The following is a 13,632-nucleotide window of genomic DNA, read 5'->3' as shown; positions in this document are numbered from 1 at the left end:
ACCCGTTCGCCGCTCGAGTACCCCGAAGGGCCTTTCCGCTCGACTTGCATGTGTTAAGCACGCCGCCAGCGTTCGTCCTGAGCCAGGATCAAACTCTCCAATAAGGTTTGTTCAAACCCTGGCAAGGAACATAGCTGGCAAAAAAGATCTTTGCCGCTGTTGTCCATTACCAAAGGAATCCACATCTCCAGCCTAAACTGGGACGGGGTAAATCATAATTGGCACTAACTTTCCGACACCCTGTTGAGTTCTCAAAGAACAAACACACACCGTCTGACCGCTCTTTCGAGCCGATCTTCTGGGGTTTCCCTAACCTACCAGATCGGTTTCGCGGATCTTCACCAGGGCTTCACCCGGGCGGCCGCACCGCTCTGCCTTGCTCGCTGTACTCTACCCGGTCGGTTTCTGCGGTTCGCACCGCCCCCCACCCGAGCTGCCCGGTCCCGTTGCGCCCCGGTTGGTTCTTTCTTTCCGGTTTGCCCCGTTCCTCGCTGGCAGAGAGAAATTTACGCGACCGTTCACCCCTGGGTCAAATCGGGGGTCCCGAAACGCTCTGACCTGCGAAAAGGGCCCGAGACAGCGCCTCGGGCCCCTCGTACCCCTAGAGGTATTCGACTCCGGCGATCGTCTTCTTGCCGCGGCGGAGGACCAGGAACCTGCCGTGCAGCCTCCGGTCGGCCGGGACGGGGGCGTCGGCGTCGGTCACCCGTTCGTTGTTGATGTACGCGCCGCCCTCGGTCACGGCCCGGCGCGCCTCCCCCAGGCTCGCGCACAGCCCGGACTCCCTGAACAGGACCGCCACCGACAGCGTGGGGTCGGTGACCTGGGCCAGGCCGGCCTCGGCGAGCGCCGCCCGCATCGTGGTCGGGGCCAGCTCCTCCAGGGCGCCGCGCCCGAACAGGGCCTGGCTGGCCGCGATGGCCTGCTCGGTCTCCGTCTTGCCGTGCACGAGCGTGGTCACCTCGCCGGCCAGCCGCTTCTGGGCGGCCCGCGCGAACGGCTTCTCCGCGGTCTCCGTCTCCAGCTCCTCCAGCTCCTCGCGGTCGAGGAACGTGAAGACCTTGAGCAGGTTGACCACGTCGGCGTCGCCCTGGTTGATCCAGAACTGGTAGAAGGCGTACGGGGACATCAGCTCGGGGTCGAGCCAGATGGTGCCGCCCTCGGTCTTGCCGTACTTGGTGCCGTCCGCCTTGGTGATCAGCGGCGTGGCCAGCAGGTGGACGGACTCGCCCGTGACCCGGCGGATCAGGTCGCTGCCCGCCGTCAGGTTGCCCCACTGGTCGCTGCCGCCGGTCTGGAGCCGGCAGCCGTACCGCTGGAAGAGTTCGAGGTAGTCCATGCCCTGGAGGATCTGGTAGCTGAACTCGGTGAAGCTGATCCCCTCCTCCGACCTCAGCCGGGTGGCCACCGCGTCCTTGGTGATCATCTTGTTGACGCGGAAGTGCTTGCCGATGTCGCGGAGGAAGTCCAGGGTCGACAGGCCGGCGGTCCAGTCGAGGTTGTTGACCATCCGCGCGCCGTACTCGCCGTCGAAGTCGAGGAACGGCTCGATCTGGGCGCGGATCCGCTCCACCCACTCGTGGACGAGCTCCTTGGAGTTCAGCGTGCGCTCCGCGGACTCCTTCGGGTCGCCGATCAGGCCGGTCGAACCGCCGACCAGGGCCAGCGGCCGGTGGCCGGCGAGCTGGAGCCGGCGGAGCACGAGGATCTGGACCAGGTTGCCCATGTGCAGGCTCGGGGCCGTCGGGTCGAACCCGCAGTAATAGGTCATCGGTCCCTTCGCCAGCTCAGCCTTCAACGCGTCCGCGTCGGTCGACTGATGGATGAGGCCCCGCCACTGCAGTTCGTCGAGAACACTGGTCATGCCAGAGATTGTCCCCTACGGGGCACTCGGTTTTCCGACCCGGCTCCCTCGTTGGGAAGTCGGGGTGCCCGTCCCTCGGAGGGAGTACCCGGGTGTCGTCCCACGGCCCGATTCGGTAACCCCGCGTCTTCGGCAGACTCATCGGGGAAATGCCTCAGATTCGCCGAAGGAGTGGGATATGAGACTTCGAAGAACAGCCGCCGTGGTACTGGTGGCGGCCGTCGTCCTGGCGGTGCCCGTCGCGGCCGACGCGGCCGACGCGCGCCCGGCCCGGCTGAAGGCGGCCCTCGACGCGGTGGTGGCGGCCGGCGCGCCGAGCGCGCAGCTGGAGTTCAAGGACGGCCGGTACACCGAGCGGGACGCGAGCGGGGTGGCCGAGCTGGGCCGCAACCGGCCCGCGCCGGAGAACGGCAGGTTCCGGGTCGGCAGCGTGACGAAGACGTTCATCTCGACGGTGGTGCTCCAGCTGGTCGGCGAGAAGAAGGTGCGGCTCGAGGACACGGTGGAGCGGTGGCTGCCGGGGCGGGTGCCGAACGGGGACCACATCACGGTGCGCCAGCTGCTGAACCACACCAGCGGGCTCTACAACTACACCGACGACATCATGTCGGTCGAGGACGTGGTGCGCGACCGGTACAAGTCGTGGACGCCCGACGAGATCGTGGCCACGGCCGTGGCGCACCCGCCGCTGTTCCCGCCGGGGACGTCGTGGTCGTACTCGAACACGAACTACATCCTGGCCGGGCAGATCATCGAGAGGGCGACCGGGCGGTCGTACGCGTCGGAGGTGCAGCGGCGCATCATCGGGCCGGTCGGCCTGCGCGACACCTCGGTGCCGGGGAACCTGCCGTTCATCGTGGGGCCGCACGCGCACGGCTACCTCGAGGTCTCCGGGCAGCCGCTGGACATCACGGTGTTCAACCCGTCGATCGGGGGCGCGGCCGGTGAGATCGTGTCCACCCCGACGGACCTGAACAGGTTCTACGCGGCGGTGCTGTCCGGGCGGCTCCTGAAGCCCGCGCTGCTCGCGGAGTTGAAGACGCCCGCGATGGCCGGGGTGCCGTACGGGCTCGGGATCTACCAGCAGGACCTGCCGTGCGGCATCTCGGTGTGGGGGCACACGGGCGGCATCCCCGGGTACAGCACGTACTCGTTCCAGACCGAGGACTCGTCGAAGCGGCTGACGCTGTCGGAGACCGTGTACAAGGCGGACACCACGCCGGCGGTCGAGCAGCTGCTGGTCACGGCGTTCTGCCCGGCGGGCACCACCGGGAGCGCGAAGGTGCGCTCCTTCAAGTAGGACGAAGGAGGGCCCGTCCCCGGTGGGGGCGGGCCCTTTTCCGTGTGCGCCGCGAACGCGGGGGCCGGGAACCCGGGTCAGGCGCGTCGCGACCCGGGCGCGCCGGCCGGCAGACGACGCGGGGTCCTCGTACCCACATGGTGGTTTTCAGGCGGGGGTGGCGACCGGGAGGCCGGCGAGGAAGGCGGTGACCACGCCGTCGAGGCCGGCCTGGGCCGTGTCCGCGAGCGCGATCGAGCCGTCCGGCGCGGTGCCGATCAGGGTGTCGAGCAGGAAGTAGCCGGGGACGACGTGCGCGGCGCCCATCGAGGTGAGCACGGGCCGCAGGGCGTAGTCGATGGCGAGCACGTGGGCGACGCTGCCGCCGGTGGCCAGGGGCAGGACGGTCTTGCCCGCGAGCGCGTACTGCGGCAGCAGGTCGAGGAGCGCCTTGAGCACCCCGCTGTAGGCGGCCTTGTACACCGGGGTCGCGATGATGATCCCGTCGGCGGCGGCGACGGCCTCCCCGACGGCGAGGATCGCGGGGTGGCGCACGTCCGCGCTGATCAGCGCCTCGGCGGGCAGGTCGCGGACGCCGAGGATGGTGACCTCGTGCCGGCCGGTGTCGGTGAGCCGGGCGGCGAGGTGGTCGAGGACCCGGGCGGTGCGGGAGGTCGGGGACGGTGAACCGGAGATGGCGAGGATGCCGGGCATGAGGGGACTCCAGGGTGGCGGGGGCGAACGGGACGACTCAGACGCGCGTCGTCGCCGGACAGCCGCTGCTGCACACCCGAAGGAGGTCGATGTGGCGGCGCCGCACGAGGGTTCGACTCCGGTTCATGGGTGGAACGTAGCGGGCCGCCGGGGCCGTGTCCAGATTCCCGTGGGACCTGTCACATCGTTAGCCTATGAAACTAATCGGAATAGTAGGAAAACCAGTTCAGAGCCCTTTCCGGGTACCGGTACCGCGCGTTTTCAGCGGCGGCGGGCGCGGTACGGGCTGACGCTCGGGGCGTCGGCGAGCCAGTAGCGCCACGGGGTGTCCTCGCCACCGGCCACGCCGACCCGGGGGCCGGCCGCGATCAGGGCCGGAGGGACCGGCGTCGGCGGCGGGGTGAGGAGCAGCGGGCCGGTGCCGTCGAGGAGGTTCGTACCGTTGGCGGCCGCGTCGACGCCGAGAGCGGTGGTGAGGCGGGCCGGGCCCCGGGCCAGGTCACGGTCCCTGACCGGGCTCTTCCGGCGGGCCCGGGCGGCGTCGGCGCCGGACAGCACCTCCCCCGCGCGGAGCAGGACCGCCTGGGCGCGGCCCTCGGGGCCGGTGACGACGTTGAGGCACCAGTGCATGCCGTAGACGAAGTAGACGTAGGCGTGGCCGGGCGGGCCGAACATGACGGCGTTGCGCGGGGTACGGCCCCGGTGCGCGTGGGAGGCGGGGTCCTCACCGACGCCCGCGTACCCCTCGACCTCCGTCAGGCGGACCGTCACCCCGCCGCCGGTCAGCTCCCAGCCCAGCAGCGCCCGGGCGACCTCCTCGACCGGGCCGGCCGGCAGCGCCACGTCGTCCACCCCCACAGGAAACCACTCCCGCAGCTGGTCCGGCATGTCCCCTGTGACATGCTGAACCTCTCATCAGATCGAACACGCGGGGACGAACGGATGGCGACACGCCGACAGGCCGCCGGTCCGGGCCGAGGCCACACAGGGACCAAAGGGTCACCGGCCACCAGAGCGACACCGCCTCCCGTATCCCGCACCGCGACCCGGATCGAGCTGCTGTACCTCGCGGGCCTCGACGAGGTCGTGCGCGACGAGGTGGCCGAGCGGGTACCGGCGGCGCGCAACCTCCGCCCGGTCCCCGGCCGGGACGACTCGATCACGTTCGACCTCACCGGCCAGCTGAAGCCGCTGCTCACCCTGCGGACCGCCGTGGCGCCGTTCCAGGTCCTCTCCTTCCCCGTGCCGGGCCCGGTCGGCCTGCTGCGCCCGGAGCACTTCCGGCTGATCGTCGACACCGTGCGCAAGATCGTCCGGCTGAACGAGAAGCCCCCGACCTCCTTCCGGATCGACGCCGCCGGCAGCGACTCCACGGTGTTCGCCGACCTCGTCGCCCAGCTGGCCTCGGCCACCCGGCTGTCGTACGACGCGGCGGAGGGCGCACTGCTGCTCCGGTTCCGCCGGGCCGTCGAGGGCCAGGGCTGGGAGGTGCTGATCCGGGTGTCCACGCTGCCCCTGTCGGCCCGCGCCTGGCGGGTCCGCGACTACGTCGCCGCGGTGAACGCGACCGTCGCGGCGGCGATGATCCGACTGACCGCGCCGAAGCCCACCGACCGGTACGCGAATCTCATGTGCGGCTCCGGCACCCTGCTCGTGGAGCGGGTGTTCGCCGGGCCGGTCCGGAAGATCACCGGTGTCGACACCAGCGCCGAGGGGCTGGACGCGACCCGGGACAACCTGGCCGCCGCCGGGATCAAGGACCGGGTGCGGCTCGTGCACGGCGACATCGCCGACGAGGAGTGGACCACCTCGGGCCCCTTCGACGTCCTGACGGCCGACCCGCCGTGGGGCGACAAGATCGGTCGGCACGAGGACAACGAGGCCCTGCACACCCTGCTGCTCGAACGCAGCCACGCCGCCGCCGCGCCCGGCGCGCGCCTCGTGGTCCTCACCCACGAGATCAGGATCATGGAACGCTGCCTCAAGAAGGCGGAGAACCTGTGGCGCCTGGAAGGAGAGACGAGGGTCTTCCAGAAGGGCCACCACCCCCGTATCTATCTGCTGACCAAGGTCGGACCCGGGTAATGGAGCACACACAGATGACCGACGAAGGCGTGATCGTGTCCGTCGCGGAGGACTCGTTCCCGTTCGCGGTCGCCGAGTTCGAGGGCGCGTTCGGCGCGTCCGTGCGGGTCCGGCGATGGGGCCCCGACGTGGGCGTCCTCACCGGCGACGGGATCACCCTCGCCGAGGTCGCCCGCCGGTGCCTGGCCACGCCGCTGCTGTTCCCCCGGCACCTGACCGCCGTGGCCGCGCAGCTGTCGGCCGCCGAGTCCAAGGACGTCGCCAACATCGGCCGGGCCGCGCTGGCCGCCGTCGAGGACGCCGGCTGGGGGCCCAGGTTCGCCGTCCAGTCGTGGGCGAGCGGGACGGCCCAGTTCGGGTACAACTCCGCGGAGGCGTTCCGGAACATCGCCGAAGTGCTCCGCGACGAGGGCTACGAGGTGGGCCGGGCCGGCGAGGAACACGTCCTGTCGTGCTGCGTCACGCCCAACGGCGTCCTCCTCGGGCTCGGCGACGCCCGGCACAGCCTCAGCGACTGGCCCGGGGGCCGGGTCCGCCTGGCCCGCGACGAGGCACAGATCTCCCGCGCGGAGTTCAAACTCGAGGAACTCTTCCACGTCTTCCCGATCGACCTGCCGACCCGGGGCCGCGCGATCGACTACGGCGCCGCCCCCGGCGGTTGGACCCGGGTGCTCCGGGCGCAGGGGATGGACGTCTGGGCGATCGACCCCGGCGATCTCGACCCCCGGCTGCTGGCCGACCGGGGCGTGCACCACCTGCGGACCACCGCGGGCGAGTTCCTCCGGTCCAACCGGTCGGAGTTCGACCTCGTCGTGAACGACATGCGGATGGACCCCACCCTCAGCTGCCAGCTCATGAACGACACCGCGCGCCACCTGCGGCCCGGCGGGCTGGCAATCATCACGCTGAAGACCGGCACGAGGCGGGTACTCGACACCATCGACAACTGCCTGCGGCTGCTGGGGCGCGAGTACGAGCTGCTGCACGCGCGGCAGTTGCACCACAACCGGCACGAGGTGACGGTGGTCGTCCGGCGTCGGTAGTCGGACCGGAATCGGTTCGGGGCCGGACCGGCGGGGCAGGGTCGGGGCGGCGGGGGCGCGGCCGGGCCGGGAGTCGCGCTCGGGCCCGGAGTCGTGCTCGGTGCGGCGGGGGTTTGCGGGTTACGCCGACGCGGGCCCGGTCGTGGTGGGTCCGGCGTCGCGGGCCAGCGACCTGTCGGCGTCGGTGACCGCCCAGAGAGGCTCCCCCGGGTACCCGGCGGCCTGCCGTCGGGCCAGGTGGCCGGCCAGCGCGCCCCGCCAGTCGTACCCGTCCGGCCACAGCGCCCGGACCTGGGAGGCGTAGTGACCGACCGCCGCCAGCTTGCGGTCGACGGCGCCGGGCCCGATCCGCGCCGAGGGCACCGGAACCTGGGCCCGGGACGGTTCCCGGTCCAGCGCGTACGGGAGGTCCTCCCACAACAGGAGTTCCGTCCCCGCGTCGGTGACCACCGCCACGACCGCGTCCCGGACCAGCCGGTGGTCGACGTGGCCGCCCGCCGCCGAACACGTCAGCACCAGATCGGGCCGGACCTCGCCGACGAGCCCGGCGAGGACCCGCCGGAGCTCGGCGCGGAGCCCGGGCTCCGGCGGCCAGGTCGGGTCCACCGCCGCGCCGGGCCCCGCGTAGAGCCACCGGCCGTCGAGGTCGCGGTAGATCGCGTCGACGAACCCCAGGTGGTGGGGGCGGGCGTCCAGGACGGCCAGCGCCCGGACGTCCTCGCGCCGCCGCGCCCCGACCGCGTCGGCGCCCAGCCCGGCGTGCGCGTGGAACGCCCGGCCCGCGTCGGACAGAACGGGCGGCGGGTCGCCGGCGAACACCGTGCAGACGACGACGGTGCCGCCCGCCCCCGCCCACCCGGCCAGCGTCGCGCCGACCGAGAGCACGGCGTCGTCGAGGTGCGGCGACACCGCCAGGACTGTCCGACCTGGTCCGGGCATGCTGGTCTCCCCTGATCGCGGTGGTACCGGTGGTCGTGCGGTGGTTCAGACGGCCAGGGTGCCCACGGGCCGCTGGCAGGTGTGGGAGCGGACCTTCCGGATCGCGCGGACCATCATGTGGTTGACGGCCAGGTGCAGGTCCTCGCTCAGCCCGTAGTCGCTGTCGCCCACCACGAGGGCGCGGTCGCTGAGCTCGCGGAGCGGCCCGGGTCTGCCCAGCAGGGACACGACCCGCAGCCCCGCCTGCCGCGCGGTCCTGGCCGCCTCGAGCAGATTCGGCGAGGCCCCGCTCACCGTGACCGCGACGAACACGTCCCCCGCCCGGCCCGCGGCGGGGATCTGCCGGGCGAACACCTGGTCGTACGACACGTCGTTGGCGATCGCCGTCAGCGCCGGCACGTTGTCGGCCAGGTTGACGGCGTGCCCCGGAACCGCCGCCGCCGCGACGGCCGCCGCGTTGAGGTCACCGCACATGTGCGCGGCGGTCGACGAACTGCCGCCGTTGCCGGCCACCAGTACCCGTCCGCCGGTCTCCATCGCGGTGACGACCTCCAGAACGACCCCGGCGAGGTCGGCGTGGTCGATCAGGTCCAGGCTGGCGCGCAGATCCCGCACGTAGTCAGCCGTGATGAGTGCGACGTCCGCCCGCTGACGACCCCGCGGGTCCGCCTGGCGCGTCAAGAGAGTCGAGCTGTCTGTTCCTGGCATGGTGCATCAGCCTTTCGCCTAGCCGGCCCCGTGTATTCCCTGGCTCGGACGCATTTCCCTAACTTCGTTGTCCTCCGCTGTCCGGGACAGCGGGGAAGTACCGTTCCCGCGATAATGGAGAGCGCTTTTCGCGCACACCTCTCCGTCGTTCCCCCCTGCTTCCCCAAGGTGTCCCACCATGGCCATCATCAGTTTCGAATCCGAACACCCCGGGCGGACGCATGGACGTCCGGCGATCTTCCTGGACCGGGACGGCGTTCTCGTGGAGAACTGCGACGCGTACACGCGCCGTCCCGAGGACGTGGTCCTGCTGCCCGGCGCGGCGGCCGCCGTGCGCCGGATCGCCGACCTCGGCCACGTGCCGGTCATCGTGTCCAACCAGGCCGTGGTCGGCAGAGGACTGATCACCGCCGAGCAGGCCCGGTCGGTGCACGCGCACGTCCTCGACCTCCTGGCCGCCGCCGGGGCCCCGGCCCCCGCCGCCAGCTACCTGTGCCCGCACGCCGCCGAGCGGGGCTGCCCCTGCCGCAAACCCCGGCCGGGACTGCTCCACCACGCGGCCCGCCGGCTCGGCGTGGACCTGTCGCGGTCCGTCATGGTCGGCGACGCGCTGACCGACGTGCTCGCGGCGGCGGCGGCCGGCGTGCCCGGCCTGCTGGTGCTGACGGGACGCGGCCGGGCCCAGGCGGCACTGCCCGACAGCGCGCGGATCGTGGGCGACCGGGTCTTCCCCAGCCTGGTCGAGGTCGCCGACCACCTCGGTGCCGCGCCGGACGACGGGTCGGGACCCGCCGCCCGGCGGTGACCTAGAGGTCGAGTGCCGCGAGGATGATGTCCCACCCGGACCGCAGATCCTCCGGGGAGACGTTCAGCGCGGGCATCACCTTGATCACGGAGTCGTTGCGGCCGCAGGTCTCCAGGATCAGCCCGTGGTCGAAGCAGGAGGAACTCACCTTCGCCGCCCGTTCGCCGCCGCCGACGGCCGTCATGTCCAGCCCGAGCAGCATGCCCCGGCCCCGGACCACGATCCCGGGGTGCCGCCGGGACACCTCCGCGCCGAACTCGGCCAGGACCGCCGAGACCGTCTCCAGATGGGCGAGGAACTCGGGCCGTTCCCACTCCTCCAGCACCGTCGCCCCCGCCAACAGGGCGAGCTGGTTGCCCCGGAACGTCCCCGTGTGCTCCCCCGGCTGCCACGCGTCCAACTCCGGTGCGATCAGGACCAGCGACAACGGCAGCCCGCAGCCGCCGATCGACTTCGACACCGTGACCAGGTCGGGCGCGATCCCCGCGTGCGTGAAGCTGAAGAAGTCCCCGGTCCGGCCGCAGCCCGCCTGGATGTCGTCGAAGATCAGGACGATCCCGTGCTCCGCCGTGAACGCGCGCAGATCCCGCAGCCAGCCGGCCGACGCGGGATAGACCCCGCCGTCGACCTGCACAGGCTCGACGATGACCGCGGCGGGCAGTTCGACCCCGCTCGCCGGGTCCGCGACGAGCCGCCGCAGGTAGCCGACCGAGTCGAAGGGTCCGGCCGGGCCGTCCTCGTACGGGACGAACATGACGTCCTGCCCCGTGACCCCGCCCGCGGCCCGGGCCCGCCGGCTGCCGGTCACCGACAGGGACGCCGCCGACATGCCGTGGAAGGCCCCGGTGAACGACACGACCGTCCGCCGGCCGGTCACCCGGCGCGCGAGCTTCAGCGCGGCCTCCACCGCGTCCGTACCCGTCGGTCCGGTGAACTGCACGACGTAGGACAGGCCCCGCGGCTGGAGCACGATCCGCTGCAGGCGCTCGATGAACTCACGCTTCGCCACGGTGTACATGTCGAGCCCGTGCAGGATGCCGTCGTTCTCGATGTACTCGACCAGGCGGCGTTTCACGGCCTCCGGACTGTGGCCGTAGTTGAGCGCCCCGGCGCCGCAGAAGAAGTCCAGATACCTGTTCCCGAGCTCGTCGTGCAACCACGAACCCTTGCCGCGGCTGAACACCGTGGGGAACTTCCGCGAGTAGAGCCGCACCTGCGACTCGTGCGTCTCGAAAACTGTCGTGTCGGAGAAAGCGGGTACCGCCATCGTGTCCTGTCCTTCGGTGCCGGCGGCCAGTCTCCCGTGGTCGATCTTCCCGTTGGGGTTCAGGGGAAGCTCGTCGACGTGGGTGAACCGGCCGGGAATCATGTATTCGGGCAGCCGCAGCCGCAGCGCGGAGCGCAGGTCGTCCGCCGCGAGGCGGGGACCGGTGTGGTAGGCGTGCAGGGCGTCGGCCACGACCAGGACCACCACGTCCTGCACGGCGGTTTCGGCGCGCAACGCGCACTCGATCTCGCCGAGTTCGATCCGGTAGCCGCGCACCTTGACCTGCCGGTCCAGCCGGCCGTGGTGCACGAGCACGCCGGCCTCCCTGCGGACCCGGTCACCGGTGCGGTACCAGTGCTCCGGCGTCACCGGCTCCCCGGCGACCAGCGGCCGGGACCGCACGCCGTCGAACGTGAGGAACGCGCCCACGTCGCTGGCCGGGTCCAGGTAGCCGGGGAAGCGCTGCGCGCCGCGGACGCACAGTTCGCCGTCGCCGGCGCGGGCGCCCGTCCCGTCGAGGACCAGGTACTCCAGGTGCGGGTACACCTCGCCGATCGGCACCGTGCCGTTGCTCGTGACCGGCCAGTCCCCGACCTCGGCCGGCAGCCGGTACTCGGCGCACGCCACCGTGAGTTCGGTGGGACCGTAGACGTTCTCGATGACGCCGCCGGGTGCCGCCACCCGCCACGCCTCGGCCTGTTCCCGGGTCAACTGTTCCCCGATGAACTGGCTCCACCGCAGGTCCGGCATCGCCCCGGGCGTGAGCATCCGGAACCGGCGGGCCATGGAGACGACCGACGGCACCGAGAACCAGTGCGTGATCCGCCGGTCGCGCACGTAGTCGACCGGCATCAGCTGCTGCGCCCGGCTGGGCACGACCACGGTCGCCCCGGTCGTCCACGCCGCGAACAGGTCGAACACCGACGGGTCGAAGGTCAGCTCGAAGGTGTGCGACAGGCGGCAGCCGGGGCCGACCGCGTACCGGGCGACGGCGTGTTCGATGTACGCCACCGCGTTGCCGTGGCTGACCGGGACGCCCTTGGGCCTGCCGGTCGATCCTGAGGTGAACAGGATGTAGGCCAGGTCGTCGGGTCCGGCCGGCGCGGGGTCGGCGGCACCGGCCGACTCCGGACCGGCGGCACCGACCGGCTCCGGACCGGCGGTTCCGCCGACGGGCCCGCCGGCAGGGTGCCCGCCCGCTGACCCGGCCCCGCCGGCTGACCCCGCGAGGACGACGACCTCGGCCCCCGCCCCGGTCAGCACCTCCCGCGTCGCCGGGTCGACGGAGTCGTCGCACAGCACCGCGTCGAGGGCACCGTCGCAGACGATGGCGGCCAGCCGGGCCTCCGGTACGCCGGCGCCCATCGGCACCACGGCCGCACCCCGGCGCAGGATGCCCAGGTACCCGGCGTAGGTGGCCGGGTTCCGCCCCGCGCACAGGCCGATCCGACGGGCCCGGGCGGGCAGCGTCGCGGCGACGGAGCCGGCCGCCGCCCACAGGTCCCGGTAGCTGAGGGACTCGCCGTCGCACTCGACGGCCGGGGCGTCCGGGGTGCGGGCGACGGTGGCCCGTACCCCGCTGAGCAGGTCAGTCATCGCCCGACCCCTTCCCCAGCGGGCCGGGGTCGGCGATGCCGGCCAGTACCGCCCGGAGCCAGGGGTCCCGGTCCAGCCCGTCCTCGGCGAACAGCTCCGCCACGCCCGACAGCACCCCGCCGAGCGCCCGCCGCATCTCCCCCGCGTCGCGGGCCCGCAGGACCAGGGACGCCGTCCGGAAGTCCGACACCGATCGCGCGTCCCCCGCGAGGGCGACCGCGTCGACGGCCTCCACGCCGGGGAGTGCGCGCAGGGCCGGACGCGTCACGCCCGAGCGGACGGTCCCGGCCCGGTCCGGGAACGGCACGGACAGCACCGAGACGATGTCGGTCGTCCAGTCCGCGCTGAGGTCCGGGGTGCCGCCCAGCGCGAGGACCAGCGCGGCCCGGACCAGGTTCGGCCCGCCGACCATGTCGAGCAGGCGCTGCACCTCGCCGCCGAGCCGGCCGTTGACCTCGATGACGTCGACGTCGGTGTCGGTGACCCGCAGTTCGGTGTGGGTCACGCGCGAACGCACGCCGAGCGCGTCGAGGGCGGCTCCGGTCCGGTCGAGCACCGCCCGCAGCCGGTCCGGGGGCAGCTGGCTGGGCAGGAAGTCGCCGGTCTCGCGGACCGCGTTGCGCCGGGCCGGGCCCGACGCGGCGACCGTGGACAGCGGCGGCTTGTCGAGCACCGCGACGTGGCACCGGGTCGCCCCGTCGCTGACGGTCTCGACCGAGACGTAGTCGGCCAGCCAGGGCAGGCCGGACGGGTGCGCTCCCCGGGCGATGAACTGCTCGAACACGAGGCCGTGCCAGTTCTCCCGATGTTCCGCCTCCTCCGCGACGGCGGACGCATCGGGGAGGAGGGCCAGGTCCGTGCCGGCCACGCTCCGTCGTGGTTTGAGGACCGCCGGCAGGCCGACGTCGCCGACCGCCCGGTGGAACTCCTCCCGGCTGTCGACGGGGACCGCCCGGAGGGCCGACACGCCGTGGCGGAGGAAGGTCCGCCGCTGGGTGAGCTTGTCCCACGCGCCGTCCACCCCGCCCGCTCCGGGGAGCCCGAGCGACCGGTGGACCCGGTCGACCGTCTCGAGTTCCCCGTCGTGGAAGGTCGTGCAGCCGTCGAGGCCGAGTCCGACGATCTCCTCGGTGGTCCGCTCGTCCCCGACGATCTCGACCCGGGCGAGTGCCCTGGTCATCGCGACCAGGGCCGGCGCGCTGTCGGCGACGCCCCGCCGGAAGATCACCACCGGTTCGCAGACGCCCCGGGCGGCCGTCACGATGTCGCGGACGGTGGCGGCGGCCCAGGGGCCGTGCACCACCCCGACCCGGCTGTGTGGTTCCGTCATGG

The 13,632-nt window shown here is 72.3% G+C and carries 11 protein-coding genes and 1 rRNA gene; 4 read left to right on the top strand and 8 right to left on the bottom strand.

All coding sequences use genetic code 11. The features are described from left to right. Positions 1-104: ribosomal RNA gene (locus tag PT931_RS35280) — 16S ribosomal RNA — on the bottom strand; the annotation flags it as partial. A gap of 497 nt (positions 105-601) precedes the next feature. Next, positions 602-1,864, bottom strand: coding sequence for a tyrosine--tRNA ligase (tyrS, locus tag PT931_RS35275; protein ID WP_456250060.1), 1,263 nt, complete (start codon positions 1,862-1,864; stop codon positions 602-604). A 178-nt stretch (positions 1,865-2,042) separates the two neighbouring features. Between tyrS and PT931_RS35270 the strand changes: the two genes are divergently transcribed. Further along, complete coding sequence (locus tag PT931_RS35270) at positions 2,043-3,164, top strand: serine hydrolase domain-containing protein (RefSeq protein WP_456250059.1); 1,122 nt, start codon at positions 2,043-2,045, stop codon at positions 3,162-3,164. Positions 3,165-3,311: 147 nt separating this feature from the next. Here the strand turns inward: PT931_RS35270 and ssuE are convergent, their stop codons facing one another. Beyond that, positions 3,312-3,857: an NADPH-dependent FMN reductase gene (ssuE, locus tag PT931_RS35265; RefSeq protein WP_456250058.1), complete on the bottom strand. Its 546-nt coding sequence runs from the start codon at positions 3,855-3,857 to the stop codon at positions 3,312-3,314. A 261-nt stretch (positions 3,858-4,118) separates the two neighbouring features. Beyond that, the gene (locus PT931_RS35260; RefSeq protein ID WP_456250057.1) at positions 4,119-4,745 is read right to left on the bottom strand and encodes a DNA-3-methyladenine glycosylase; all 627 of its coding nucleotides are present in this window, start codon (positions 4,743-4,745) and stop codon (positions 4,119-4,121) included. A gap of 198 nt (positions 4,746-4,943) precedes the next feature. On the opposite strand from PT931_RS35260, the gene PT931_RS35255 reads away from it, so the two are divergent. Both PT931_RS35255 and PT931_RS35250 read left to right on the top strand, forming a co-directional pair. Further along, a complete protein-coding gene (locus PT931_RS35255; RefSeq protein WP_456250056.1) occupies positions 4,944-5,942 on the top strand; it encodes a methyltransferase in 999 nt (332 codons plus the stop codon). 14 nt (positions 5,943-5,956) lie between these two features. Further along, positions 5,957-6,985 (top strand): SAM-dependent methyltransferase, encoded by a 1,029-nt coding sequence (locus PT931_RS35250; protein ID WP_456250055.1) that lies wholly within the window; start codon positions 5,957-5,959, stop codon positions 6,983-6,985. Positions 6,986-7,105: 120 nt separating this feature from the next. Here PT931_RS35250 and PT931_RS35245 read toward each other — a convergent pair whose 3' ends face one another. Both PT931_RS35245 and PT931_RS35240 read right to left on the bottom strand, forming a co-directional pair. Then, positions 7,106-7,924: a PIG-L deacetylase family protein gene (locus PT931_RS35245; RefSeq protein ID WP_456250054.1), complete on the bottom strand. Its 819-nt coding sequence runs from the start codon at positions 7,922-7,924 to the stop codon at positions 7,106-7,108. A gap of 45 nt (positions 7,925-7,969) precedes the next feature. After that, positions 7,970-8,539, bottom strand: coding sequence for a D-sedoheptulose-7-phosphate isomerase (locus PT931_RS35240; RefSeq protein WP_456250053.1), 570 nt, complete (start codon positions 8,537-8,539; stop codon positions 7,970-7,972). Between the two features lie 271 nt (positions 8,540-8,810). On the opposite strand from PT931_RS35240, the gene PT931_RS35235 reads away from it, so the two are divergent. After that, positions 8,811-9,437: a D-glycero-alpha-D-manno-heptose-1,7-bisphosphate 7-phosphatase gene (locus PT931_RS35235; RefSeq protein WP_456250052.1), complete on the top strand. Its 627-nt coding sequence runs from the start codon at positions 8,811-8,813 to the stop codon at positions 9,435-9,437. A gap of 1 nt (position 9,438) precedes the next feature. Here the strand turns inward: PT931_RS35235 and PT931_RS35230 are convergent, their stop codons facing one another. Both PT931_RS35230 and PT931_RS35225 read right to left on the bottom strand, forming a co-directional pair. Then, positions 9,439-12,300, bottom strand: coding sequence for a diaminobutyrate--2-oxoglutarate transaminase (locus PT931_RS35230; protein WP_456250051.1), 2,862 nt, complete (start codon positions 12,298-12,300; stop codon positions 9,439-9,441). Continuing rightward, positions 12,293-13,630, bottom strand: coding sequence for an ATP-grasp domain-containing protein (locus tag PT931_RS35225; protein WP_456250050.1), 1,338 nt, complete (start codon positions 13,628-13,630; stop codon positions 12,293-12,295). Before PT931_RS35225 ends, PT931_RS35230 begins: the two co-directional genes overlap by 8 nt. Positions 13,631-13,632: the final 2 nt, after the last annotated feature.

It is taken from the genome of Longispora urticae, assembly GCF_053902585.1.
Note: the sequence above shows the minus strand (reverse complement) of the source record. Positions and strands in the feature narration are given on the sequence as shown.

Excerpts from the sequence above, each read along its gene's own strand:
- tyrS (WP_456250060.1), bottom strand. The coding sequence starts at position 1,864 with ATGACCAGTGTTCTCGACGAACTGCAGTGGCGGGGCCTCATCCATCAG.
- PT931_RS35270 (WP_456250059.1), top strand. The coding sequence starts at position 2,043 with ATGAGACTTCGAAGAACAGCCGCCGTGGTACTGGTGGCGGCCGTCGTC.
- ssuE (WP_456250058.1), bottom strand. The coding sequence starts at position 3,857 with ATGCCCGGCATCCTCGCCATCTCCGGTTCACCGTCCCCGACCTCCCGC.
- PT931_RS35260 (WP_456250057.1), bottom strand. The coding sequence starts at position 4,745 with ATGCCGGACCAGCTGCGGGAGTGGTTTCCTGTGGGGGTGGACGACGTG.
- PT931_RS35250 (WP_456250055.1), top strand. The coding sequence starts at position 5,957 with ATGACCGACGAAGGCGTGATCGTGTCCGTCGCGGAGGACTCGTTCCCG.
- PT931_RS35245 (WP_456250054.1), bottom strand. The coding sequence starts at position 7,924 with ATGCCCGGACCAGGTCGGACAGTCCTGGCGGTGTCGCCGCACCTCGAC.
- PT931_RS35235 (WP_456250052.1), top strand. The coding sequence starts at position 8,811 with ATGGCCATCATCAGTTTCGAATCCGAACACCCCGGGCGGACGCATGGA.
- PT931_RS35230 (WP_456250051.1), bottom strand. The coding sequence starts at position 12,300 with ATGACTGACCTGCTCAGCGGGGTACGGGCCACCGTCGCCCGCACCCCG.
- PT931_RS35225 (WP_456250050.1), bottom strand. The coding sequence starts at position 13,630 with ATGACGGAACCACACAGCCGGGTCGGGGTGGTGCACGGCCCCTGGGCC.